Source organism: Jiulongibacter sediminis, assembly GCF_001306455.1.
In the GTDB taxonomy this organism is placed as follows: domain Bacteria; phylum Bacteroidota; class Bacteroidia; order Cytophagales; family Spirosomataceae; genus Jiulongibacter; species Jiulongibacter sediminis.
The window spans coordinates 1071782-1098188 of record NZ_LGTQ01000006.1; the positions used below are offsets into that span (position 1 = coordinate 1071782).

At 42.6% G+C, this 26407-nt stretch carries 20 protein-coding genes; 5 read left to right on the forward strand and 15 right to left on the reverse strand.

Features of this window, described 5'->3' with window-relative positions:
• The first annotated feature begins 22 nt into the window (after window positions 1-22).
• Window positions 23-1942, forward strand: a complete 1920-nt coding sequence (locus AFM12_RS10500) for a M1 family aminopeptidase (RefSeq protein ID WP_055147692.1) — start codon at window positions 23-25, stop codon at window positions 1940-1942.
• Here the strand turns inward: AFM12_RS10500 and AFM12_RS10505 are convergent.
• Both AFM12_RS10505 and AFM12_RS10510 read right to left on the reverse strand, forming a co-directional pair.
• Window positions 1939-2415: a hypothetical protein gene (locus AFM12_RS10505; protein ID WP_174721304.1), complete on the reverse strand. Its 477-nt coding sequence runs from the start codon at window positions 2413-2415 to the stop codon at window positions 1939-1941. The two genes, AFM12_RS10500 and AFM12_RS10505, sit on opposite strands and share 4 nt — an antisense overlap.
• Before the next feature lie 49 nt (window positions 2416-2464).
• Window positions 2465-3706 carry an ABC transporter permease gene (locus AFM12_RS10510; RefSeq protein ID WP_055147695.1) on the reverse strand — a complete coding sequence of 414 codons (1242 nt, stop codon included), beginning with the start codon at window positions 3704-3706 and terminating at the stop codon, window positions 2465-2467.
• Window positions 3707-4012: 306 nt separating this feature from the next.
• On the opposite strand from AFM12_RS10510, the gene ggt reads away from it, so the two are divergent.
• The 3 genes from ggt (at window position 4013) to AFM12_RS10525 (ending at window position 7835) form a co-directional block, all read left to right on the forward strand.
• Entirely contained in the window at window positions 4013-5779 is a 1767-nt protein-coding gene (gene ggt / locus AFM12_RS10515) for a gamma-glutamyltransferase (protein WP_055147698.1), read from the forward strand.
• 110 nt (window positions 5780-5889) lie between these two features.
• Entirely contained in the window at window positions 5890-6279 is a 390-nt protein-coding gene (locus AFM12_RS10520) for a DUF3052 family protein (protein WP_055147701.1), read from the forward strand.
• Between the two features lie 50 nt (window positions 6280-6329).
• Entirely contained in the window at window positions 6330-7835 is a 1506-nt protein-coding gene (locus AFM12_RS10525; RefSeq protein WP_055147704.1) for an FG-GAP repeat domain-containing protein, read from the forward strand.
• A gap of 138 nt (window positions 7836-7973) precedes the next feature.
• Here AFM12_RS10525 and AFM12_RS10530 read toward each other — a convergent pair whose 3' ends face one another.
• From AFM12_RS10530 to AFM12_RS10585, 12 genes are all read right to left on the reverse strand, one after another.
• The gene (locus AFM12_RS10530; protein WP_055147708.1) at window positions 7974-9869 is read right to left on the reverse strand and encodes a beta-N-acetylhexosaminidase; all 1896 of its coding nucleotides are present in this window, start codon (window positions 9867-9869) and stop codon (window positions 7974-7976) included.
• A 100-nt stretch (window positions 9870-9969) separates the two neighbouring features.
• On the reverse strand, window positions 9970-10272 hold the full coding sequence (locus AFM12_RS10535) for a rhodanese-like domain-containing protein (RefSeq protein ID WP_055147711.1): 303 nt from the start codon (window positions 10270-10272) through the stop codon (window positions 9970-9972).
• Between the two features lie 78 nt (window positions 10273-10350).
• Complete coding sequence (locus tag AFM12_RS10540; protein ID WP_055147714.1) at window positions 10351-10968, reverse strand: AbiU2 domain-containing protein; 618 nt, start codon at window positions 10966-10968, stop codon at window positions 10351-10353.
• A 7-nt stretch (window positions 10969-10975) separates the two neighbouring features.
• Window positions 10976-11731, reverse strand: coding sequence for a sulfite exporter TauE/SafE family protein (locus AFM12_RS10545; RefSeq protein WP_055147717.1), 756 nt, complete (start codon window positions 11729-11731; stop codon window positions 10976-10978).
• A 145-nt stretch (window positions 11732-11876) separates the two neighbouring features.
• Window positions 11877-12935, reverse strand: coding sequence for a 3-oxoacyl-ACP synthase III family protein (locus AFM12_RS10550; protein ID WP_055147720.1), 1059 nt, complete (start codon window positions 12933-12935; stop codon window positions 11877-11879).
• Between the two features lie 42 nt (window positions 12936-12977).
• On the reverse strand, window positions 12978-13436 hold the full coding sequence (locus AFM12_RS10555; protein WP_055147723.1) for an Lrp/AsnC family transcriptional regulator: 459 nt from the start codon (window positions 13434-13436) through the stop codon (window positions 12978-12980).
• Window positions 13437-13588: 152 nt separating this feature from the next.
• A complete protein-coding gene (lysS, locus tag AFM12_RS10560) occupies window positions 13589-15304 on the reverse strand; it encodes a lysine--tRNA ligase (protein WP_055147726.1) in 1716 nt (571 codons plus the stop codon).
• Window positions 15305-15420: 116 nt separating this feature from the next.
• Window positions 15421-16518: an AEC family transporter gene (locus tag AFM12_RS10565; RefSeq protein WP_055147729.1), complete on the reverse strand. Its 1098-nt coding sequence runs from the start codon at window positions 16516-16518 to the stop codon at window positions 15421-15423.
• A gap of 73 nt (window positions 16519-16591) precedes the next feature.
• Window positions 16592-17776 (reverse strand): pyridoxal phosphate-dependent aminotransferase, encoded by a 1185-nt coding sequence (locus tag AFM12_RS10570; RefSeq protein ID WP_055147731.1) that lies wholly within the window; start codon window positions 17774-17776, stop codon window positions 16592-16594.
• Window positions 17777-17817: 41 nt separating this feature from the next.
• Complete coding sequence (locus AFM12_RS10575) at window positions 17818-18285, reverse strand: hypothetical protein (protein WP_055147734.1); 468 nt, start codon at window positions 18283-18285, stop codon at window positions 17818-17820.
• Window positions 18286-18314: 29 nt separating this feature from the next.
• Window positions 18315-19784, reverse strand: a complete 1470-nt coding sequence (locus AFM12_RS10580) for a SusD/RagB family nutrient-binding outer membrane lipoprotein (RefSeq protein ID WP_055147737.1) — start codon at window positions 19782-19784, stop codon at window positions 18315-18317.
• 18 nt (window positions 19785-19802) lie between these two features.
• Window positions 19803-22922, reverse strand: coding sequence for a SusC/RagA family TonB-linked outer membrane protein (locus AFM12_RS10585; protein ID WP_229308493.1), 3120 nt, complete (start codon window positions 22920-22922; stop codon window positions 19803-19805).
• A 469-nt stretch (window positions 22923-23391) separates the two neighbouring features.
• Here AFM12_RS10585 and AFM12_RS10590 point away from each other — a divergent pair, with 469 nt between their 5' ends.
• Complete coding sequence (locus AFM12_RS10590) at window positions 23392-24330, forward strand: CvfB family protein (protein ID WP_310586865.1); 939 nt, start codon at window positions 23392-23394, stop codon at window positions 24328-24330.
• A gap of 63 nt (window positions 24331-24393) precedes the next feature.
• Here AFM12_RS10590 and AFM12_RS10595 read toward each other — a convergent pair.
• A partial coding sequence (locus AFM12_RS10595) for a hypothetical protein (RefSeq protein ID WP_157687359.1) occupies window positions 24394-26407 on the reverse strand: 2014 nt, incomplete at its 5' end.

The window sequence follows — 26407 nt, forward strand, 5'->3', positions numbered from 1 at the left end:
AGTTAGGATTGATTTGAAAGACATGAAAAATATCTTCTTTATATTCCTTCTTTTGCTCACAAGTTTTTATGGACATTCTCAGCATTTGCTGAACGGCGGTATAAGCTGTGCCACAGGAAAACAAAGTCTGGGTTCAGAATTTCTGAGTAAAAAGAACTTTAGATTTCCCGGAGATGCCACAATTGACGCGGGGTATTACTTTCTTGATTTAAAAATTGAACCTTCCTCTAAATGGCTGAAAGGTAGAGTAGAAAGTGCCTTTACTGTAGAAGCAGATCAAATCAGCAGTTTCTTTTTAGATCTCAGTAGTAGTTTGAGGGTTGACTCCGTATTTGTGAATGATAAGAAAGTAAGTTATTCCCATAGTTCTGGCAAAATCAATACCTCGCTGGATGAGCCGCTGTTGAAAGGTCAACAGTTTACAACTACCATTTATTATCAGGGTGTGCCACTTCAATCGCCTCAAAATTATACCATTGAATTTACAACTCATGGAGGTGGGCAGCCGGTCATCTGGACTTTGAGTGAGCCCTATGATACACCTTCCTGGTGGCCATGTATTGATAATCCGGCTAATAAGGCCGACTCCTGCGATGTTTGGATAACGCTTCCTACTTTATATACGGCAGTTTCACAGGGGATTCTTCAGGAAACGGTTAGTAATCAGGATGGTACGCAAACGGCTAAATGGAAACATCGTTACCCGATTGCACATTACCTTATTTCAATAGCGGCCTCCAATTATCAGAAGTTGGAACGAAGCTTTGAGCACGCCGGAGGTACAATGCCGGTAGTGGATTATGTTTATCCGGAATTGGTGGGTAATCCTGCCCTGGCACCCTTGCTGGACAGAACTGTAGATATGCTTGAAGTTTTTTCTGAAGCCTATGGTGAATACCCGTTTATCAATGAAAAGTATGGTCATGCCATGTTTGGTTTTGGTGGAGGTATGGAGCATCAAACCATCAGTAGTATGGGAACCTTTTCGTTTGGCCTCATTGCCCATGAGCTTGGGCATCAGTGGTTTGGTGATAAAGTGACGTGTAAAACCTGGCGGGATATCTGGATCAACGAAGGTTTTGCTGAGTTTTCAGATTTATATGCCCGGGAGCAGCTACAGGGTAACTCGGCTTATCTGGCTGAGGTGAGTAACCATATGGAAGGAGCCAAGCAAGTATCGGGTACAGTGGCGATTCAAAATACTGGCTCTGTCAATGAAATTTTTAATTACCCCAAAACGTATCAAAAAGGCTCTATAATAGTTCATATGCTTCGTGGGGTCATGGGAGACGACCTTTTTTTCGCAACCTTGAAAGAATTTCAAAATACTGAATTTGCTTACGGAGCTGCTTCCATTGAAGATTTTCAGTTGGTGGCAGAGCGTGTTTATGGGGAATCACTGCAGTGGTTTTTTGACCAATGGCTTTTCGGGACCGGCTACCCGGTTTATACTTATGGCTGGGGGCAGGAAGGTGATCAGTTAATGCTTGAAATTAAACACTACGGCACTGAAGAAACACAAACCTTCATTCAGCCGGTTGAAATAGAAATTCAATATGCCAATGGCTCTACAGAACGACAAAGAGTTTTTGTGGATCAAAACGAACAACTCTTTGAGATCAACGGACTTCAGGGCGAAGTTTTGGCTGTCATTTTTGATCCTGAAAACTGGATCCTGAAAGATGTGACAGAAACTGAATTACAGCCGCTTTCTTCTTTTTCTAATAATATTAAGGCCTTTCCGAACCCAACTACAGATCTGATTTTTCTGAAAGGTATAGAGTCGCTGGAATCACCTTTGGTTTATGACCAAAGAGGTCGAAAACAGTCCGTTGCTTTTGATAGAGAGGTACTAAATGTAAAATACCTCCCCGCAGGAAGGTATTTTATTCATATCAATGCTGAAGGTAAAAGCCTCGTGAAGTCTTTTATTAAGCTTTAAACAGGCTCGGTAGTAACTGTTGAGTCGATTCTTTGAGGAACTACCTCTTCTTGAGGGCTTTCTGGTGAAGGTACTCTTTCAGGATAAGACTGGTATTGCGGTTCTCTTGGCTGCGGAAGAAAAATGACATCCACCACAAAGTACTTGGTGTCACCATTCCATGGGAATTTTACAAATTTCTCCTGATACATAATTGTTACTCTTTCGCCAGTACTTAAGGCTTTGCGAAGCTTAGTCACCACCGAATCCTCTTTGGCCGAAAAATCCCAGTAGCGTGGCTGTAATGTGCCGGTTTCTCCTGAGTACCCGCCTTCGTTTAAAACACCTTCATAAGTTTTGAAAATGTAACCTCTTTCACTCAGTTTTGAGAGTGTACCGGCTCGTTCCCCTGAACTAAAATAACCGGTGCTGATATAGTAAAATGCTCCTATTAACAGCAGGAGAAGCAAGAAAAGGAAAATTCTGAATTTCATGAGTTGAGGTTTATTTTATTGTCTTGCAAAACAAAACATTTTTTCTCAATTATTTTGCTCTGATGGCAATAACAGGGTTCAGTGAAGCCGCCTGTGATGCCGGAATTATACCAGACAGAATGCCAATAAAACTGGCAATCAACAGCCCGATAACCATATTACCCGTGGTCAGGATGAGATCAAGAGATCCGAGATTAATGAAACTGATGAGGTAAACCAAAAGCAAACCGACCAAACCACCGATAATACACAGAAATACGGATTCAAAGAGGAATTGGAACAAAACGAAGTAGTTTTTGGCTCCAAGCGACTTCTGAATACCGATGATGTTAGTTCGTTCTTTTACCGATACAAACATGATATTGGCGATTCCAAACCCACCTATAAGAAGGGCAAAAGCTCCTATGATATAACCACCAACTCTCAGCGAATCGAAAACAGTACTCATGGCACTGGCGGCAGCATCTGGTCTGTTAAGGGCAAAATTGTCCTCTTCTGATGGTCTTAGTCCGCGTGTGGTACGCATGAGGCCGGTAATTTCACTTTCAAGCATAACCATATTTTCATCGTCTTCACGGGCTTGCAGGGCAATCATACCAAAGAGGTTACCCGAAGAGAACATACGCTTATGACGTAAAAACGGTATATAGATTTTCTGATCAGGGTTGCCGCCCACATCTACGAGTTGTTTCCCTTTTACTTCCTGAATGCCAATAACGGTAAATCTTTGGCCTTTGATTTTGATGTTTTTCCCGATACCATCCTCGTCACCGAAGAGTGTTTGAGCAACTTCGCCACCAAGTACGGCCACATTTCTGCCGCCATCTACTTCGGCTTGAGTAAAGTAACGACCCTCAATTACAGGTACTTCGGTGATGATGTTAAAGTCATAGGTAATTCCATGAATAAGGGCATCAAAACTGCTGTTCAGGTATTTGGCATTGGCAACAGAGTAGTCCATAATGGTAATAGCCTCGGCATTTCTAACCCTACTTTTGAGGTACTCATATTCGGAGTGCTTAGGCCGTGGGCGTTGAAAGTACTTCCACCAGGGGTAGTCTCCATCAGTAAAAAGCCATGGGAATTTGTCAACATAAATGGTACGTTCTCCAATGCTGCTGAGAGCATTTTTCACGTTTGCCTCCAAAGAATCAACCATGGTCAAAACTCCAATTATGGAGAAGATACCAACAGTAACACCTAAAAGTGAGAGGAGGGTTCTGAGGACATTAGAGCGTAAAGCCTGCCAGGCGAAACGAAAACTCTCAAGAACCATTCGAAGAAACTTCATGCTAGCATCGGGTTTATTGTTAAGGTAAAGGAAGAAAATTTACGGTCAAATCACAATGGCTTTGTTAAGGGCGAGTTCTTTTACTTTTGAGTGGTTCATTTGAATGATTATTGGGCTTTCAAAGTCAAGTCTGCTAGATAATTAATACGATGTATTATTCTCTTTTTGAATGATTTTGGGGAAAAGTGTAACCGAATCAATTTTCTTATGACAGAGTCAGTTGTATCTGATAATAATTGAATAATATGTATTCAGAATGTTTTGACATTTTATTACAGTAATTCAGTATTATCAATAGCCTCTTCTATGAAAATAGCTCGCTTTCTTTTGTTGCTCGTGTTTTTTGCCTCCTGTAAAACACAAAAGCCCGTTTCCGAAATTAAACGCGGTGATGGCCTTTTTGAATTGTTCGTTGAAGATGAAAATCAAAACGCTTTTGTCAGCGACAAAAAAGGTGTCTTTAACTCCTCAGGAATGGTAGCTTCCGCTCATTTTAAGGCCTCAGAGGTGGGTACTCAAATTCTGAAAAAAGGAGGCAATGCCGCCGATGCCGCTGTGGCTACGTTCTTTGCTTTAGCGGTTGTTCATCCTTTTGCGGGTAATCTCGGTGGCGGAGGTTTTGCTGTTGTTAGAGATGCTGATGGGAATTCGCACAGTCTTGATTTCAGAGAGAAGGCACCTTTGAAAGCCCATCGAGATATGTATCTCGATGAAAATGGGGATGTGATCAAAGGAAAAAGTACTCTGGGCCATTTAGCTAGCGGCGTACCGGGGGCTGTTGATGGAATGGTGTCTCTGCATGAAAAATTGGGCTCAAAATCATGGAGTAGTTTATTGCAGCCTGCGATCGATCTGGCTGAGAAAGGTGTTGAACTCACCGCCGGGCAGGCACGTGGTCTCAATCGTTATAAAGAAACTTTCAGGGAGGTAAACGGTCAGGAAACTCCATACTACGTCAAAGCAGATGGTTCTGATTTTGAGGAAGGTGAGGTTTTTGTTCAGTCAGACCTGGCCGAGGCTTTGAAGCGAATTCAAAAAGAAGGTGCCGACGGTTTTTACAAAGGCATAACTGCGGATTTGCTGGTTAAAGAAATGGAAAAAGGTGGTGGAATCATCAGTCATCAGGATCTGGAGGAATATGAGGCTGTTTGGCGTGAACCCATCGTAAGAGATTATAAAAATTTCAATATCATCTCAATGCCACCACCATCCAGCGGAGGTGTGGCTTTGATCCAGCTTCTTCGGCTAACTGAGCCTTACCCTTTAAAAGAGTGGGGTTTTAATTCAGGTAAAACGGCTCAGGTGATGATTGAGGCTGAACGTAGGGTTTATGCCGATCGGGCAAAATGGCTGGGGGATGAAGACTTTGTTAAGGTTCCGGTGAAAGAAATAATGAGCAGGCCTTATTTAGAGGAGCGTTGGGCCAGTTTCAATGAAGCAAAAGCAACACCAAGTTCTGAAATCGAAGGAGGTAAAGTGCCGTACTATGAATCTGACCAAACCACCCATTTTAGTATTGTGGACAAGAACAGAATGGCGGTTTCTATTACCACAACACTTAATGGAGCATATGGAAGTAAAGTTGTAGTTGATGGCGGTGGCTTCTTCATGAATAATGAAATGGACGATTTTAGTGTAAAAGCGGGTGTGCCTAATATGTTTGGGTTGGTCGGGAATAAGGCCAATGAAATTCAACCGGGAAAACGCATGCTTTCCTCCATGACTCCTACAATTGTAGAGAAAGATGATCAGCTGTTTTTAGTGGCAGGAACCCCGGGCGGAAGCACAATTATTACATCGGTTTACCAGACGCTACTTAATGTGATGGAACATGGGATGAGTATGCAGCAAGCGGTTAATGCACGTAAATTTCACCATCAGTGGTTGCCGGATAAAACCTACACTGAAGAGGAAACCTTTGACATGGAAGCTTTGCAATATCTGCTCAATACAGGTTATCAGGTTGAAATAGGGAGAAGTCTCGGCCGAATGGACTGTATTATGGTTCACCCGAATGGTTTACTTGAAGGTGCGTCAGATCCACGAAGCGAAAATACGAGCGTTGGGTATTGATGATTTTAGCGTAATAGTTTGAAAATCAACCAGAATTAAGATCAATATTTTGCTTTGGAATTCTTATTTTCGGAGGATTAAAATGTTGAATATCAACTTGATTTTGGTTCATGTCAACTCCTCTTTTCAAAAAACTGGGACTGAAAGATGGTCAAAAGGTGATTCTCCTGAATTTCCCTGAGAATTACTTTGATCTGCTCGTGGAGGTTCCTGAAGTTGAAGAATGTGAGGATGGTGAGTTGGCTGATTTCGTTCACTGGTTTGGAACAGAGCTTATTGATCTTCGAAAAGACATTTCTACTTTTTGCAATCGCATTCATCAAAATGGAATGATTTGGGTTAGCTGGCCTAAAAAGTCTTCTAAAATCGCAACAGATTTAAACTACAACTCGGTAAAGGGTGTAGTCTCAAAATATGGTCTGGTGGATGTCAAAGTTTCGGCAATTGACGAGACATGGACTGCCACGAAATATGTGATTCCGTTAAAAGATCGGAAATGACTGGTTTCAGTTAATGCAATTCATTTTTTTTGTGCCCTTAAACAGAACCTATGACAAGGGTAATTTCCTTTCTTTTTGTATTTGCTCTATTTATCAATTTTTCATGTTCAGAAATTGATACTGACGAGGCTTTGGCTCGACGTACTTGTGGAGGTTGTCATTTGGCACCAACGCCTGACATGCTTGATAAAGCTACCTGGCAAGAGCATATATTGCCAAGAATGGGGGCTTGGCTAGGGGTGGAGGACGCTGGTATCTTAAGAATGGATATGACAGGGAATTCAGCTTTTAATGAAAGTGAAGCAACAGCTCTTATACCTACATCACCGGTAATTTCAGATGAGAATTGGGTTAGGGTTCAGGCCTATTATATTAATAACGCACCGGAAAAACTGGAAGTAAAAACCCAACCTCAGGCCTATAAGGATTTAGCTGGGATTTTTGATTTTGAGCAAGTTAAACTGAAAGAGCCCTCTTCAGAAGCCATGAACACTTTAGTGAGTATTGATGAGGAGAATAGCCGAATCTACGCTGGAAGAAGAAATGGTTTTCTCAGGACTCTCAATACTGATTTGGAGGTAGTTGATTCGACTTTTTTGTCAAGCTCTCCAGTCGGAATCATCCCGGAAAAAGAGGGTATGAAAAAAGTGCTTCTTGCCGGTGTAATCAGACCAAATAATGAGCCTTTAGGGTCTTTGATTAATTTGGTAGAAAAGCCATCCACTAAAATTCAGGGGCTTTACAGGCCGGTGTTTATGGTTAAAGAAGACCTCAATAGTGATGGGTTAGAGGATTATATCATTTGTAATTTCGGTAACCATATTGGTAAGCTCGCCTGGTATGAAGCTACTGAAAGCGGTGATTTTACTGAACACATTTTAATGCCGGTTTCAGGTGCCATTCAGGTAGAGCTTGATGATATTAACAAAGATGGAAAGTTGGATATTATTGCCTTATTTACTCAGGGTAATGAATCTGTGGTTTCTTTCCTGAATTTGGGAAGAGGTGAGTTTAAACCGCAGCAGTGGCTTCAATTGCCGGCGGTTTATGGCAGTACGGCTTTTGCATGGCATGATTTTAATAATGACGGGAACAAGGATATTGTTGTTGCCTGCGGGGATAATGCCGACTATTCATTTATAGAAAAACCCTATCATGGCGTTCGTTTTTTTGAAAACGATGGGCAATTTCATTTTAAGGAGGCTAAGTTCCTGCCGTTAAACGGAGCCAGTGGTTTAGAGCTGGCAGACTTTGATCAGGATGGAGTCACGGATTTAGCGGTGATAGCAAATTATGCTCGATTTTCTGAACGTCCTCAGCGGGGTTTTGTGCTTTATAAAGGGCTGGGTGGATTTGAATTTGAGCCATACCTCTCAAGCCAAACTGATTGTGGAAGGTACCTCGTTTTTGACAAAGGAGATATCGATGGTGATGGAGATATTGACCTTGTTTTAGGTTCTCATATGATCCCCTTGATGGTAGGAAATGAAGAATACCAAAAATGGCGTAAAGAAGCTGTAGACCTTCTTGTGCTTCGGAATAAAACTATACCTTGATTAGAGGCAGATATTCGATGAATAAATGAAAAGAGCCTGTTTCTTGGTGGGAGACAGGCTCTTTCAATTTGTCTGCTAATAAATCTCTTTTGCTTCTGTCGTTACTCTCGAAGGACAGAATTCAATTAAGATCTCTTTTTATTCAACCCTTTTGATCAAATCATCTCTATGAATTCTTAACTCCCGACCGAGCGGTTGGCCATTACGATAAGTCTGTGTTCTAAGACCTAAGTTTCCTTCGGGAATTTCAAATGCCCCCATGTACTTTTGCCCGAAATGAACAGGGTAGGTATTGTCAATGGTGTAATAAATCGTAGTGTTGGGTACATTGTTCTCCAACTCACAAATCAACTTACCATCTTCTTTTTTGAGTTTGATGATAGGCTCATAAACGGCTTTTGAAATATTGGTGTTCGCTACCTCAAAACGCATAAAGTGCTGCTCTGTTCTGTTTATAAAACTGTTCCAATCTTTTTTCTCTTTGGGGCTCCAGAAAGTTTCAGCAAGAGCAAGGCCGCGAGGGTAAGTCATGTACATGGCGAAAGGCAGATTAGGGATAACTTCGGTCCACAAATTACCCTGTCCACCCAAAATGTATTTAGCCTCCACTTCATCAGGTACAGGCTCAAAAGAATAGGTCTTTTCAAGACTAAGACTGGCATATATAGGATTTTCTACACTTTTATCACCCTGTGTGTAATCGATGTAGGCAAATGTAGTCGGAGTCATTACCACTTCATGGCCCATTTTAGCAGCCTCAATGCCCCCCTTCATACCTCTCCAGCTCATGACAGCCGTACTTTTAGGTAAGTCACCACCTTCAAGAACTTCATCCCAGCCGATCATGGTTTTGCCTTTGCTTTGAATGATTTCATTAACCCTCGACACGAAATAACTTTGCAAAGCATGGGTGTCCGCTAGTTTATTCTTTTTCATGAATTTCTGAACCTCGGCATCTTTTTCCCAATAGCCCTGATAACACTCATCGCCACCCATATGGATGTATTTACCCGGGAAAAGCTCGGCCACCTCAGTCATTACCTTATCTACGAATTCATAGACTTTTTCATCTGCAGGGTTCAGCGTGTTTTCAATTAACATCTCAAAGTGTCCGTCTCCATACCATTCGGCGAACTTTGATCCCGGGTTTACGAATTTTGGCTCTTTATTTACTGATAATTCAGGATAGGCCGCTAGGGCTGCCATGCTATGTCCGGGCATATCTATTTCAGGAACAATGGTGATGTTTCTGTCTTCGGCGTAGCGGATAATATCCTTGATTTGCTCCTGTGTGTAAAAGCCACCGTATGTCGCTTTCTCACCTTCTTGAGGATATGGGCGTGTATCGCCGAAACGGCCGAAACGTTCTACTCGCCAGGCACCCACTTCAGTAAGTTTTGGCAACGATTTAATTTCAATTCGCCAGCCTTCATCATCGGTCAGGTGCCAATGAAAAACATTGAATTTATACTGAGCCATTTTGTCAAGATAAGCTTTAACCTCGTCAACGGTAAAGAAATGGCGACTTACATCTAACATAAGACCTCTCCAGCCAAAACGGGGATAATCAGTGATTTTACAACCCATGATCATTCCAAGACCCACGGCTCCATCGCCGGTGTTTTCAAATTGTCTTGGTAGTAGTTGTCTCAATGTCTGGAAACCATTGAAAATACCCGCCGGGGCATTGGCCGATAGGTTAATGACATTTTCCTGAACCTCAAGGGTGTATCCCTCTTCTCCGAGATTTGCATTTGGGCTTAGCTGAACGACAATAGCCTTATTCATTCGATCAGGGCTTTCCACACTTTTTAATGGGATTTGCAGCCCACCTTGTGTCAAAAAAGCCTGAAAAAGTTCTGCATATCTTCTTACTTCTTCGTTTTCTGATTTAACATCAATGGCCGTTTGCTGATCAAGCATAAACATGGCATCCGTACGCTCGTAATTTACCGGAGCCGGAATGATATTGTTCTGTGCAAGGCCTGCTATGGATAGAAAGAGGAGAAAGAAAGACTTTTTAAAATATTTCATTATAGGGCGACTTGTTTGTTAATTCTCTCAAAAATATAAAAGTCTCCCGTAAAGGAGACTTTCAACATAAAATAAAATGACAGACTTTTCAAAAATCGTATTATCTGAGCGAAACCCACGATCCGCCATTATAGACTTCTGTCATTCCTTTGCTTTTTAGAAATGAGGTGGCACGGCCAGAACGCATGCCCGATGCACAACACATGATCAGGGGTTTATTATAACCTTGAATTTTCTTCAGATTACGATCAAGGCTATCCAACGGAATATTCACTGCTCCTTTGATATGGCCCCCGGCAAATTCCTGTGGAGTACGTACGTCAATTACTTTGGCTCCATTGGCCATTAATTCTTTAAAATCAACGGTCTCGCCGCCGAAAAGCTTTTTCAAAAAATTGAACATAGTATTAATTTTTAGATGAATTTATCAAAATAGTGGGACAAAGGTGTACCATTAGGTATACTTTTTTGGTGAGTTATGTTACATCTTTTCTAATAGTCTTAGGTGGTAAAGAAGTGAACGGGCTCCTCCTGAAATAAAATCTCCAGAGTAATGAAAAGTGCTATTAAAGTAGAAATTATGGTATTCATTCAAATATTCGCTAAAGAGCCTTAATGTTTCTCGAATTGAAGCGATTGAAGTATTATGAATCTTCTTAATACCGGTATTATATTCAAAATCAAAATGAGATAAAGACTTATTTCTTTTCTCTTTAACGTATCCGGTTTGGGTTTTAAGGTTTTTTAGTTTGTCTTCTAATTTTTTCTTAAGATTCGGCTCTTCAATAAATTCCAAACTAGAGCTTAAGGATATATTTTTGTTCTTTTTCTGTAAGGACGCCGGAGGATCCATGAATTTTGCAATTTCTAGTAACATATAATCCCAAAGAATATTCTGAAGATATAAACCCATAGTTGGCATATACTTATTAATTGTGCCCACATTGCCATTTTTTTCGTGGTAGAGGATATTGAACTCTTCAAAAATTACATGCAATGTGGTTAATCTATTGTGGAGAAAATAAAGGTTGTTTCCGAAGGGAATCCCCAATTTTGTGATGAATTCAGTCTTTACTTCTTTTGAATTTTGTGTTGACATGATGCTTTTATCTGAAGAAAATTATCACTGCTCCTAGAACCGTAAGTGCCAGAATAATTTTTCGATAGTTATCATTCTGAATTTTTCGTACTACCCGAATACCCACCCAAAAGCCCAGAAACATTGCCGGAAGCAAGATGAGATCGGTAAAGATACTTTTGGAGTCAATGGTCTCCCAGGAGAAAATATGGAATGGGACTTTGAAAAGATTGATAAAAAGAAATAACCACGATACCGTACCTATGAACTCATTTTTTGGGAATCTAAGGATAAGAAAGTAGATATTGGAAAAAGCCCCGGCAAGATTGCCCAGCATGGTGGTAAAACCGGAGGCTACACCCATGATGCCGGAAAACCAGTCGCCTTTCGGAAGAGTATTACTTTTACGTCGTTCCCACCAGATCATGAGAACCGTAGCCACCAAAATGATAACTGCCATGATTCGCTTAAAAAAGACTTCGTTGATTTCTTTGCCAATGTACCAGCCAAGTAAAACGCCGGCTATCATCCACGGCATTAGCTTTTTGAAGTGTTTCCAGTCGGCATGACGGTTATAATAAGTGACAGCCATCACGTCCGCAACGCATAAAATGGGTAAAACAATACCAGTGGAGGCCTTTGACCCGAAGACAAGAGCCATTATTGTAACATTCATGATGTCAATGCCTCTAAGCCCTGCTTTAGAAATGCCGAGTACAAAAGTGGCAAAAAAGGCAAGCGACCAATCGATAAAACTATGTTGAGCGAGTAAAGATTGAATCAAAGATCATGGGTTTATCTTCAAAGATAGGGGAGTCCTGTAATAGTGGCATTGTGAAACCTCAAAAAAGCTTGTGCGAATTGATGTGAAGATCAATTGAGTTGGATTCGAGCCATATGTGATTTCAAAGAATTAGAAAACGGGCCTTCTACCACCTGACCAAAGCACTTCCCCAGGTAAAACCACTACCAAAGGCAGCTAAACATACTAAATCGCCTTCTTTCACTTTCCCGGCCTCCCAGGCTTCAGAAAGTGCGATGGGGATAGAGGCGGCAGTTGTGTTTCCATATTTCATGATATTATTGAAGACCTTCTCGTCCGGTAGTTTCAGCGACTTTTGCACAAATTGGGCAATACGGAGATTCGCCTGATGTGGTACAAGTAGATCAATATCCTCGGGGATATGGCCGGCTTTTGAGAGTGCTTCCATGATGACTTCAGGAAATTTGGTCACTGCTTTTTTGAAAACCAATTGGCCATCCATTACCGGATAATAAGTCTTATTGTTCAATAAATTATCATATACAAAGATTTCACCCAATTCTTCTGCAGTGGGGAAACCAAAGTCAACATCCGGCAAATGGTACCCTCCGTGTGAGCCCGGGCTGAGCATGGCGAGCTCTTCAGCATGGGTGCCGTCAGAGTGTAAATGTGTAGTCAGTATGCCACGCCCCTCTTCAAATGTTGGTTGTAAGACCACTGCACCTGCACCATCTCCAAAAAGGACTGAAACCCCACGTCCACGTGTGGTGAAATCAAGCCCCATCGAATGCATTTCAGAACCAACCAGCAGAATATTTTTATACATGCCTGATTTTATGAACTGATCGGCCACTGAAAGTCCGTAAACAAAGCCTGAACATTGATTTCTAATATCTAAAGCTCCTATTTCAGTTTTAGTGATACCAAGTTCTCGTTGAAGAAGAACTCCACATCCCGGGAAATAATAGTCGGGACTTAAAGTGGCAAAAATGATAAAATCAATGTCTTCTTTCTGAAGCCCTGCCCGCTCAATGGCTATTTTAGATGCCTCAGCCGCCATTGTGGTTGGCGTTTCCTCATGTTTCTTGGCGTATCGTCTCTCAACAATTCCTGAACGCTCTCTGATCCACTCATCAGAGGTGTCCATGACTTTCATTAAGTCAAAATTGGTAACAACCTGCTCGGGTACATAGAAGCCGACTCCGGCGATTTTGGTAGAAGACATTTCAATGGGTTTTGATGAAGAACTCAGTGCAAAATAAAAAAATCAATCCAGAATACTGCTTTGTTTCACATCCTTTACCACAAACTGACTTTGCGTATTAGCAATGTTTGGAAGAATAGAAAGCTTGTTCAATATGAAGGATTTGTAGTCGTCGATATCTGCAACGATGATTTTTAACAGAAAGTCTGACCCGCCGGAGATGCAGTAACATTCGACTACCTCAGGTAGCGTTTGAATATCTTTTTCAAACCGCTCCAGATACTCAAACGCATGTTCTTTTAAACTCACATTGCAAAAAACCAGCAGATTTCTGTTGAGGTGTTTTCTATTGAGTTCAATGGTGTATTTGTCAATGATGCCGTCTCGCCTTAGTCGCTTGACTCGCTCATGAACGGGAGTGGTGGTAAGGTTAAGTTGAGCCGCAATCTCTTTGTTCGTTGCTAAACCGTCTTTGACCAAAATTTTGAGGATTTTCAAGTCAACCGGATCCATGTTCTCCATAGGATATTATTCTTTAAAGAGGGTAAATGTAATCTCTGTTTCCTGAAAAAGACTCGAAAAGTTGCATTTTTTGGAAAAATGTTCTTCCAGATAAAAAATAAGCCTTCAGAGAGCATCTCTCTGAAGGCTTTTGAATTGGAGTTAAATAAGGCCTAGGCTACCCAGCTTTCTACCACTGATTTTTCAGGCAGTTTTTCGTCAATCTTGAGCTTCTTACGCATACCACCTAAATCATTGAAGATTTTATTCGGGTTTGCTCCTTTCAATGAGTCAAGTGTCATGAATCCCATTTTTTGTAAAGCAGGGACCCATACTTCCGGTACACCGATACTTACATAATCAGCCACGGTAGCCATTTCTACTTTTTTCTCAGGTCTCATCTGTGGGAAGAAAAGAACCTCCTGGATGCTGGTGTTATTGGTTAAAAGCATTGTCAGACGGTCAATGCCGATACCGATGCCTGAGGTAGGAGGCATACCATATTCTAAGGCTCTGATGAAGTCTTCATCCATAGCCATGGCCTCTTCATCTCCACGCTCGGCAAGTTTTAACTGATCTTCAAAACGTTCTCTTTGATCCAATGGGTCATTTAGCTCTGAATAGGCGTTCGCTACTTCTTTACCCATTACAAACAACTCAAAACGCTCAACAAGACCAGGTTTACTTCTATGTTTTTTGGTCAAAGGAGACATCTCAACCGGATAATCAATGATGAAGGTTGGTTGTATAAGATGCTCTTCTACTTTTTCCCCAAAAATCTCATCAATCAGTTTGGCTTTACCCATGCTGTCGTCTATCTCAATTCCCCATTCCTGGCACTTTTGTTTTAGCTCGTTTTCTGAGGCCGTTTCTACATTTACGCCTGTATATTTCTCAATGGCTTCTGTAATGGAAAGACGGGTAAATGGACCGGCAAAATTCAGCTCGGTTTCTCCGAAAGTGAATTTGGTGTCTCCATGTACAGCTAAAGCTACTTTTTCAAAGATTTCCTCAGTGATATTCATCATCCATTGGTAGTCTTTGTAGGCTACATAGAACTCTAATGCCGTAAATTCAGGATTGTGTGTTCTGTCCATCCCTTCATTTCTGAACATTTTTCCGAATTCGTAAACGCCATCAAAACCACCAACGATCAGTCTTTTTAGATATAACTCGTTGGCAATACGCATGTATAGCGGCATGTCAAGCGTATTGTGGTGAGTTTTAAACGGACGGGCCGCTGCACCACCATGTATAGGTTGTAATATTGGAGTTTCCACTTCCAGCCAGCCTTTGTCATCAAAGATGTGCCGCATCGTTCGAATGATCTTGGCTCTTTTGATGAAGATCTCACGGTTGTCAGGATTGACAATCAAATCAACATACCTTTGACGGAAACGCTGCTCAGGATCGGTGAAACCATCATGCGTTTTACCATCTTCATCAACTTTGACAACTGGTAGCGGCCTCAGCGATTTGCTCAGCAGTTTGAAAGAATTGACGTGAATTGAGATTTCGCCGGTCTGTGTCTCAAAAACATAACCCTGGAGGCCAATAATGTCCCCGATGTCAAGGAGTTTTTTGAAGACCGTATTGTACATTGTTTTGTCTTCTCCCGGGCAGATATCATCTCGTCTGAAATAGACCTGAATACGGGCTGTTTGATCCTGAATTTCCGCAAAAGACGCAGAGCCCATGATTCTGAAGCTCATCAGTCTCCCAGCCACTGTTACATCTTTGAAATCAAACTTATTATGCTCCCAGTGTTTGAGGATATCTCTTAACGTTGTATTGGTCTGAAATTCTTCGGCAGGGTATGGATCTATACCCATAGCCATTAATTTCTCTCTTTTTTCTCTTCTTAAAATCTCTTGTTCGCTGAGTAACATTCGCCTTAATTTTGATCATTTGAGAGGTGGAAGCCTCTCATCTTTTGAATGAATTCGCAAAATTAACAAAAAAAGCCCTCGTAAGGGCTTTTTGGGAATCAATAAAATGAATGGAATTAATGGGTGGCTCTTTGAGCAACTCTAACATAAATTCGACTGGCGAGGAGAGGGACGATGCCCACCGCTGTAAGACCAATACCTAACCAAAGAATACGATGTAACTCCACGAAATATGTACCGGCACTCAAAATGGTAAGGATGAGAGTAGTGGAAAGGGGTAATGAAATCGCCAGAATCATGATGGCCAGTTCCATATTGAAAGTTCTTTTTTCCTTTCCTGTAGTTTCTTCTTTAGCATTGAACAATGAAATGTGTGCGAAAGGCCAGAAGCTCACTGAGCTTAATGGGAGGGCTACGGCTAATAAAACATGGTTCGGGTCTGAAAAACCAGCCAGTTTAATCAATGCGGCAGAGAATAAAAGACTTACGCCGGCTCTGAAGGTTAAAATGGAGAGAACAACGCGTTTATTGCCTTCTTTAAGTTTGACGGCAAGGCCGATAAAGATCAAAACCATTGGTGTCATTAGTGCACTGGTTTTGTCAAAAAGGCCCGTTACCACATTCGGTAAAGTGTCGTAATTCCAACCGAAAGACAATAGCATAATGGCAGCAAAGAGAATGATGTTAATGGGTTCTTTGACCAGACTGATCAAGAGTGATTTTATTTTTTCGCCTGTATTGCTGGCTGTTTCTCCACTGGTTTTGATGAACATGTTCATCGCAATGATGTAAAGGAAAATTAATACAAAGAATTTGTTACCTACGTCAGCCATTGCAGCCAGAGCAAGGCTTTCTTCTCCGAGAAACTCAGAGATAAACGGGAAGCTGGAAAGGCCTGGTGCCAGCGATGGTATGAGCATTTTTAATGTTCGACCATTGGCACTGTCGCTGGAGATGCCCAAAACATTTAGGGCCAGAGGAGTAATGAAGAATAAAAGGAAGTTGAAAAGTAAAGCCACAAAGGGCACAAAAAGCAAAGAAATGTCCAGATTGATTTTCATCAATGCTATGAAAATCGTGGACGGAAGGGCGACGGACAGTACAAGTTCTTTAATACCGTCAGTTTTTTCTTTTGAGACAAATTTGCCCTTGAGAATAAGTCCTATTCCGATCAAAAGAATAAGAACCAAGGTTTTTAGTACAGCTTCATTCATGGGTTATTACTAGAAAGGTTGAGAAGTGAACCTTCGGAGAAAAATCTCTCCGAAGGTTATAGAGGTTTATTTCTTAGCTAATGCCTTTAATAGCACTGACGAACATCTTCATTTCGTCCATCGTACCCATACTAACGCGGCACCAGTCTTTATCCATTATGTTAAAGGCACGGACACCAACACCCTGATCCTGCATTTTTTTGAGGAATTCTTTTCCGTCCATATCAATAGGGAAAATCATGAAATTGGTGTAAGACGGAATTGGGTCATAGCCCATTTTCTTTAGCTCGGCAGACACATATTCTTTACAGGCCGTGTTTTTAGTCTTGGTCATCGTCTGGAACGAATCATCGCCAAAAGCGGCATCTGCAGCCATGATTGAGGTCAAAGAAATGCCCATTCCACCTCTGGTTATTTTCTGGATATCGTCGATGAACTCTTGCTTGCCAAACATGTAGCCTACACGTAAACCGGCCATACCCATGATTTTTGAGAAGGTGCGGCAAACGACTACATCGTAGCCCTCAGAAACCAGGTGAGCCATTGATTTTGCTTCAGGGCCTTCAGCTAGTTCCATGTAAGCTTCGTCTATGAAAATCGGCACTTTCTTAGAGACTCTTTTACAGAAGGCTTCCAAATCGGCGGCTGGAGTCATTGCTCCAACGGGGTTGTTTGGGTTACAAACGTAAACCAGCTTTGTGTTTTCGTCAATTGCGGCTTCCATAGCGTCCAGGTCATGAGCCCACTCCTTGGTACAAGGCACAGGTTTCCATTCCCCCCCAGCTTTTTCAGCAACTCTGATCATTGACATGTAGGTAGGATCTGCCGAAACAATGTTACCACCTTCCATGAATTTTACGATGGCTACCTTCTCCAGAAGATCTGAAGAGCCTGGCCCCATCATGATTTGTTTAACGTCAACGTTCTCTTTTTTGGCAATTTTATCAACCAATGAGTACATTTCACGCCATGCATAGCGGTTGCCACCATCTACGGCTTCAGCAACTGCCTTTTTGGCTGAAGCCGGTGGCCCGTAAGGGTTCTCGTTGGCATTCAGCTTTGCAAATAGTTTTGTTTCCTTAGGGTCGTCAAGAAAATACTCTCTTGATAAAGGGCTGTAGTAAAGTCTGTTATGAGTATCCAGGTAGAATGGCTGGTTAGCAAAAGCCCCCTGCACCAAATGTGGTGCAAGGGCCATTCCGCCTATGGATAACAAACCTGACTTAAGCATGCTTCTACGGTTTACTGTATTCTCCATAGTTTTATTTATTTTAAAAAATTGATCAATTCGTTAAATAATTAGTTTGATGCCAGCTTGAACAGTTTTGAGAAAGACTGGTCTTTATAGCTTCCGCTTACCATCAGCGATACCGATTCGCCTGCACCGGTGATTCCGAAATCTGACCATGGAAGTTCTACCAGGGCCATTCCACTACCATCCGTTGGTAGCGTTGAGATATCTCCACCACCACGGTATTTAATGGTTAATGAAAGAGACGTTACCGGAATAGAGTCAATTCCCTTGGTGTAATCCAGAATGTTAGTCTTATCAAGTTCTAACACCTGAATTCCAAAACTGGTACTCTCACCAAAAGTTGAGCTGATGGTAGGGTCAGTTGATAATCCTGAGCTTGGAGCTCCGTTTTCTCCAACAAGCTGCACCAGTACCGGTGAAACAACTCTGTCTACAAAGGGATCAGGCTCTTCGCAAGAGGTAAATGCAAACCCTGCGAGCACTGCCAATATTATTTTTATACTATTTTTCATGATGATTGGTCGGTTAAAAAGTTTTGAAATTATTCTGCCCACCACAGTTTGGTTTTCATATTATCCGGTCCTCCGTTGAGACTCACTCCGGCATCAAGGCTCGCTTTGTTTAGCGAATACTCTGTTGTAGGATAAGGTAGTCTTGTCGGGATAATACCGTCGTTTTCAAAGATGGCTCTTGGGTCAGCAGGAGGGAAATTCGGGAAGCCTGTTCTTCTGTACTCCGTCCATGCTTCTACTCCCTGACCGAAAAGTGCGATCCATTTTTGGGTCATAACAGTCTCTTTGGTAGCACCACCGAGGCCTTCAACAAATCCATCTGGAACAGCCATTCCATAGTAGTCATAAGAAGCCTTAATCCCTTCTTCCATGTAGGCCGCTGCGTCACCTGAGATGTCTCCGTCAACGGCGGCTTCAGCCAGGATAAAATTGAGTTCACTATACGTCATCAGAATACTCGGAGCCCCAGCGTCCCGAAAACGATCCTGCATAATTGAAGCCGAGCTCAGATACGTAGTAGCAATCGCATCAGGAAGGCCGTTCGGGATTCCGCTATAAGTGCCATTTACGTCAGTGGCAATTGCCTCCAGACGGGTATCTCCTGTAGAGCTCAAAAGATCCACAAAAGTTTTGCTCATGCTCCAGTCAGTACGACCGCCGAAAACCATTACTTCATTCCAGCTGTTATTGCTTGGGCGTGTGCCTGTATGAGCAAGTGTTGCATTATCTGCATTGCTGGTGAAGATCGGATAAGTGGCAGGTGAACCCAGAATCTCAGCCATGATAGCCTTCGACTCTGCCGGCTTTTTCGCGGCCTGTCTGTTTGCAAGGCGAAGTCTTAACGAGTTGGCAAACTTTTTCCACTTCAGGATATCGCCATTATAAACGATATCACCGGCGATTACAGGACCACCAACGGTCAATTTTTCATTGGCTGTTTTCAGGTCGGCCAGCATACCTGCATAAATACTCTCCATGCTATCATAGGACGGGGTATATACCGGTTCACTGGCAGAGCCTGAAACTGCTTCAGAGTATGGAACAGCACCGTACATATCAGTCAGTAGGGAATAAACCCATGTTTTCATCACTAAGGCAACGCCTTCGTAATTACTGTTCGGGTTCACACCTTCAGGGCCGGTAAGGACAATGATACGCTCGAAATTGGTCAGACCATCGTTATAAAGCGACTCCCAGGTGTTATTGTAAAACGCCGGAGTAATCCCGTAACTATCTCCTTCATTTGAGTAGATGTTTCTGGCCAGATACTGTATCCAAAGCATGGCTCCGTCCAGGTTTAAACGCTCAAATCGGGTAGTACCTCCCCAGTAACGGTCGATAGAGTTTTCCATCGCATAAGGAAGGAGATACTGAGAACCAATGGTTGTCGGGTTATTTGGGTCAGTATTCATCTGACCGAAATCTTCTGTACAAGAGTTGCTACTCAGGATCAAAGTTGATCCCAGAAGCAAGGAATATATTGATTTAAATTTTTTCATTTCTGTCTTGTTTATGGTTTAGAATCCAAGAGAAAGATTGAAACCAAGACTTCTGGAGTTTGGCAATTGTCCGTAGTTAAAGCCTTGAGAGTTTCCGCCGTATGCATCTACCTCAGGGTCAATATGCGGATGATTGGAGAAGAGCATCAGCACGTTTCTGCCTACCAGAGATAGTTTAGCATTCTGAATCTTTACTTTAGCAAGGAACTCAGGGCTGAATTTGTAGCCCAAAGAAACTTCTCTCAGTTTTACGTAGGTACCATCAAAAATAGCAGCCTCGTGGTAACGTCTCGGGTTATTATAACCATAGAATTGGTTACCAGCCACGATTACGTCATTTGGCACGTAAACAGGTGCCTCTGCAGTTCCTACATTCATTACGCCTTTGCCGATTACACCTTCTTCTCTGCCAATGGCTGTTTCTTCGTACTGGCCTGTCCAACGGGCAGTAGCTGTTCCTTCATCATAGAAGTCGCCTCCTATTCTGGCGTCTATCAGAGCATTCAGTGATATATTTTTATACGTGAATGTGTTTGAGAAACCGCCGGTCCAGTCTGGCTGGATATTGCCCAGGATTTGCGGAGTGCTTTCTACTACAGGAAGGCCGTTTGAGTAAATGATTTGACCGTCATCCGTTTTTGCGAAGCCTATGCCGAAAAGAGTACCGTATGGCTGCCCGATGGTAGCAATTGATGCCAAACCTCTTCTGGTTTGAAGAGTGTAGGTGTCAAGTCCTTCGGCAAGTTCCAGTACCTTGTTTCTGTTTCTCGCATAATTCAGGCTGGTTTCCCATTTGAAACCTGTCGGGGTTTCTATCGCTGTACCACTTAGCGTTATCTCTATCCCTTTGTTGTTTACACTACCGGCGTTTAGAATTCTGGAGTTGTAACCACTTGCTTTTGAGATTTCGACACCAAGAATCTGGTTTTTGGTTGTCTGATCATAGTAGGTTACATCCAAAGCAAGTTTGCTTTTGAAGAACCTCAGATCTGCACCAAACTCAAGACCAGTGGTAATCTCAGGCTTCAGGAAGGCGTTTGCCAACTCTGTGTTCTCGTAATATTGAGGTACTGAGCCATTCCAGCTTCCTCCTGAACGGAAAGTCTGACTTAGCTGGTAAGGACTGGCATCATTACCTACCTGTGCCCAGCTTCCACGAACTTTTGCAAATGAAAGAACCGGACCGCTGATATCCATCAGGTCACTCAATACTGCACTTAATGAAGCAGATGGGTAGAAATAAGAGTTGTTATTGGTTGGAAGTGTACTTGACCAGTCGTTTCTGGCCGTCAAATCCAGGAATAAAGCATTTTTGAGACCGAATTGGGCAGAACCATAAACTGACTGTACCTCAGACTGCTCTATTCTACTTTCCGCAGTATTAAGGCTTGGGTTTGCATTCGATAGGTTATAAACGCCATCAACAACCAACTCACCTACACTGGTGTAGTTTCTTTTGTAATAGTTGGTTCTCAAGTTTCCACCTGCCTGAGCAGCTACTGAGAAGTCATTGCCAAAGAGTTTGTCATAGGATAACAGGAAGTCATGGTTGGTTTCCTGTCTTCTCAGCACCTCTTCAGAGAATCTTCCCGGAGATCTGTTTCCGTTACGAACCCTCTCAAAATTTGAGATATTAATACGGGTGTCAGTCCAAACATCAGTACCTGATCTGAGCATCAACTTCAGGTTCTCTGTAAGAGTAGCAGTTAATGCAATATTACCCAGAATACGATCTTTGTCGTTAGTAGTTGGCAATAACTCATTCATAAAGAATGGGTTTGTAAAGTATGTGTGCTGCCAGTTAGGTGGGTCTGTATCATTTCCTCTTTGAATGTGAGTGTCCAGATAGTCTTCCCACTGAGCGAGGCGATCCCATGAAACATGTCTGTGAGACCAGATGAACTGAGAACCAGACTGATAGTTTCTGTTTCCTCCTGATTTTACGTATTCGGCGTTTACATTAGCTTTCAGCCATTTGTTGATATTATATCCAGACGTTAAAGAGAAGTTGTCTCTTTTGAAATCGTTGAATGCCGCGATTCCTTTTTGGAACATATTGCTGTAGGAGAGTCTGAAATTACCTGAAGAATTTCCTCCTGAAAGAGCCACACTGTTCGTTAAAGTGGTACCCGTATCCCAGTACTCCTCCCAGTTGTTAGGCTGAGGTACTAAAGGGGCTACATCTGTGCCTGTCCACCACTGACGTGTTAATCTACCGTCCATTGGTGCACCCCAGCTTTCATCCGTTCCGGCTGTTCCTGTGGTACTCGGGCTTACGTTGCCGTAGGCAGCAAAGTATTGATCATAAGCATCCGGTTGTATAACACCACTCCAACCATCAGAATACCAGGTACGGTAGCCGTTACCGCCACCGTAGATGTCCTGAAAATCAGGCTTTATGAATGGTCTTTCAACGGTGTAGTTTGAGTTGAAATCCACACCTAGTCCTTTCGTGCCGCTACCATCCTTGGTTGTTACCAGAATTACACCGTTGGCTGCTCTTGAGCCATACAGGGCTGCAGCGTTTGGTCCTTTCAATACAGAAACCTCCTTGATGTTATCAGGGTTGATTTCTGATAGGCCACCCCCAAAGGTGTTATTATTGTATTGCTGCATAGGAACCCCGTTAATTACAATCAAAGGTTCGTTATTACCACTTACTGAAGAAGCTCCACGTATTTGTATATACGATCCGCTTCCCGGGCCACCATTGCTGGAGATTCTAACACCTGCAATTTTACCTGAAAGAGCATTGACAACGTTATTAGATCGGGCTTCCGTAAGGCTTTCTCCTCCAATCTCCTGTTGAGAAAAGCCCAATGATTTTTTCTCGCGACTAATACCGAGGGCTGTTACCACCACCTCGTTCAATACTTTCGTATCAGCTACCATGCTGATCTCAAAATATGTTTTGTTTCCTACAGGCACTTCCATAGTTTCAAAACCTATGGTGCTGAAAACCAAAGTGGAGCTTTCGTCAGGGGCCTGAAGTTTGAATTTTCCATCAAAATCGCTGATAGTACCTATGGTGGTACCTTTTATCACGATAGAAACGCCGGGAAGCGGGCCTTCTCCGGGTGCTGAAACTACACCTGAGATATCTATGGCCATCGACTTGAACGCCGAGAGTACAAACATCGTCAGAAGTGTTTTGAGTACAAGTTTTCTCATAACGGTTCTGTTTAAGGTTTAAATTAATTTTCCGGGTTTGAGTATTTTTCCGGGAGGGGTATTCTCCGTCCGGCTTTCTGAAAACCCCCGACCGCTCGGTTTGTCAAATCGCCAAAGACGGAGAAATGTCATTTTGGGTATAGATTCCCATTGCCATTTCCTGGCTCACTTGTTCATTAGTATTTTAAGATTTCCTCAATAAATACACTGTCTACCGTACTGACAATTAATCTGTCATCGATAAACCTTTCGTCTTATTGCGGTCGGGAGGCGAAGGCTTTGTCTGCTGAATTTGTGTTAATTTTTAAAACACATTTCAAGTGTACTACAATTGGCCAAATTGAGACAAATATATTTTTGAAAAATTTTAATAATGGGATAAAAAAGTTTGTTATAGGAAAACAAATATTAGATAAGTGCAATACAATTTAATAAAATGCAGAATAATAGACTGTTTTTCGCAAAATGGATTAAGTCTTATTTAGAATCGTTTCAAAAACGGAGAAAGTATTTTCATAGCTTTGCAGAAAGAAGAATAAGCATGTTAAAGGTAGGCCAAAATAATAAACTTAAAATCTTAAGAGGCACGTCAGTAGGTTTTTATCTCGGAGACGATGAGGGGAATGATGTTTTGCTACCACATAAATACATCCCTGAGGATGCCGAAGTGGGGCAGGATATTGAAGTGTTTTTGTACCGTGATTCTGAGGACAGAATTATTGCCACCACCCTCAAACCACTGATTGAGCTTAATAAATTCGCTTGTCTTGAAGTGACAGCTGTAACCCGGTTTGGGGCCTTTCTTGACTGGGGACTGGAGAAAGAACTGTTGGTGCCATTCAAAGAACAGAATCAGAAGCTTCGTGAAGGCGATTGGGCCATTGTGTACTTGTATTTAGATGAGCAAACTGATCGTCTTGTAGCCTCAGCAAAAGTCAATAAACACCTGGAGGTGGAGAATATTCAACTTGAAGAAAGGCAGGAAGTGGAAATTCTGCCGTATGAAAAGTCTGATTTAGGTCAGAATGTCATCGTAAATGATCTGTATAGGGGATTGATTTATGAAAATGAAATTTTTCAACCCGTGATATGGGGAGATAGAACCAAAGCTTACGTCAAAAAGGTGCGTGAGGATGGGAAAATTGATATTTCCCTGCGACCAATTGGTTTTGAAAATGTGGTGGATACTGATGCTCAAAAAATTCTTGAACTTCTCAAAAGTGCCAATGGAGAGCTGCCCTACACCGACAAATCTGACCCGGCTGACATTCAAGGCTATTTCGGGATGAGTAAAAAAGCTTTCAAAAGAGCCATCGGAGGACTTTATAAACAACGACTCATTGAAATTTCTGAGGAAGGATTAAAGCTGATTTAAGTGTAGGCAGTTTGAATTTCAATTCACTTTAGAACGTATCGCGACCTCTTTATCCAAAATAGGCTATTTTGTTTTGACTATACTCAGCGGTATACAAAAGCCCAGATTACAGAAGGACTGAGGGATAGTAATCAAAAAGACGGTGGTGTCTTTGCGACCCAGGCTGTCTGTGGCAATCACGCATAAAGTGTCTGTACCGCCTGTTGAATTATCCAAGGCGTAGTACACTGCACAGCCAGCCGCATCTAAAGAGAGATTTCCCATAGTCATAGGCCCGGCACAGAGTTCCACATCAATTACATCAATGCCATAAATATCATCGGCCGTTGGGCAAAGCGTATCCGTTTTATGAGGATAGATAGTCACCAGGATGGTATCAGGCTGAATGATATCCGCCGGGACGTCAATCAAAAATACGGTGGTGTCCTTACGACCCAGACTGTCGGTTGCGATGACGCAAAGGGTATCAGTTCCTCCGGGAGCATTATCGAAGGCAGAATAGACGGCACAGCCGGCAGAATCTGTGGTGATAGATCCCATAGTCATGGGTCCTGCACAAAGTTCAATGTCAATGGCCTCAATACCGTAGATGTCATCAGCTGTTGGACAAAGGGTATCTGCATCATTGGGTTGAATGGTCACCAGAATTGTATCAGGCTGAATGATATCCGCGGGTACGGTAACCAAAAATACGGTAGTGTCTTTACGGCCGAGACTGTCGGTTGCGATGACGCAAAGGGTATCGGTTCCACCCGGAGCATTATCGAAAGCGGAATATACGGCACATCCGGCCGAATCTGTAGAGATAGAACCCATGGTCATCGGTCCTGCACAAAGTTCAATGTCAATGGCGTCAATACCGTAGATGTCATCAGCTGTTGGACAAAGGGTATCTGCATCATTGGGTTGAATGGTCACCAGAATTGTATCAGGCTGAATGATATCCGCGGGTACGGTAACCAAAAATACGGTAGTGTCTTTACGGCCGAGACTGTCGGTTGCGATGACGCAAAGGGTATCGGTTCCACCCGGAGCATTATCGAAAGCGGAATATACGGCACATCCGGCCGAATCTGTAGAGATAGAACCCATGGTCATCGGTCCTGCACAAAGTTCAATGTCAATGGCGTCAATACCGTAGATGTCATCAGCTGTTGGACAAAGGGTATCTGCATCATTGGGTTGAATGGTCACCAGAATTGTATCAGGCTGAATGATATCCGCGGGTACGGTAACCAAAAATACGGTAGTGTCTTTACGGCCGAGACTGTCGGTTGCGATGACGCAAAGGGTATCGGTTCCACCCGGAGCATTATCGAAAGCGGAATAGACGGCACATCCGGCCGAATCTGTAGAGATAGAACCCATGGTCATTGGTCCTGCACAAAGCTCAATGTCAATAGCGTCAATACCGTAGATGTCATCAGCAGTCGGGCAAAGAGTGTCTGCATCATTGGGCAGAATGGTCACCAGAATTGTATCAGGCTGAATGATATCTGCCGGTACGGTAATCAAAAATACAGTAGTGTCCTTACGGCCGAGACTGTCGGTTGCGATGACGCAAAGGGTATCGGTTCCACCCGGAGCATTATCGAAGGCAGAATAGACGGCACATCCGGCAGAATCTGTAGAGGTAGAGCCCATGGTCAAAGGTCCTGCACAGAGTTCAATGTCAATGGCGTCAATACCGTAGATGTCATCAGCAGTCGGACAAAGGGTGTCTGCATCATTGGGTTGAATGGTCACCAGAATGGTATCAGGCTGAATGAGATCTGTCGGTACGGTAACCAAAAATACGGTAGTGTCTTTACGGCCGAGACTGTCGGTTGCGATGACGCAAAGGGTATCGGTTCCACCCGGAGCATTATCGAAAGCAGAATAGATGGCACACCCGGCAGAATCAGTAGAGATAGATCCCATGGTCAAAGGCCCTGCACAAAGTTCAATGTCAATGACATCAATACCGTAGATGTCATCAGCAGTCGGACAAAGAGTATCTGCATCATTAGGCTGAATTGTTACAAGTATGGTATCGGGCTGAATGAGATCAGGCGGGACGGTAACCAAAAATACGGTC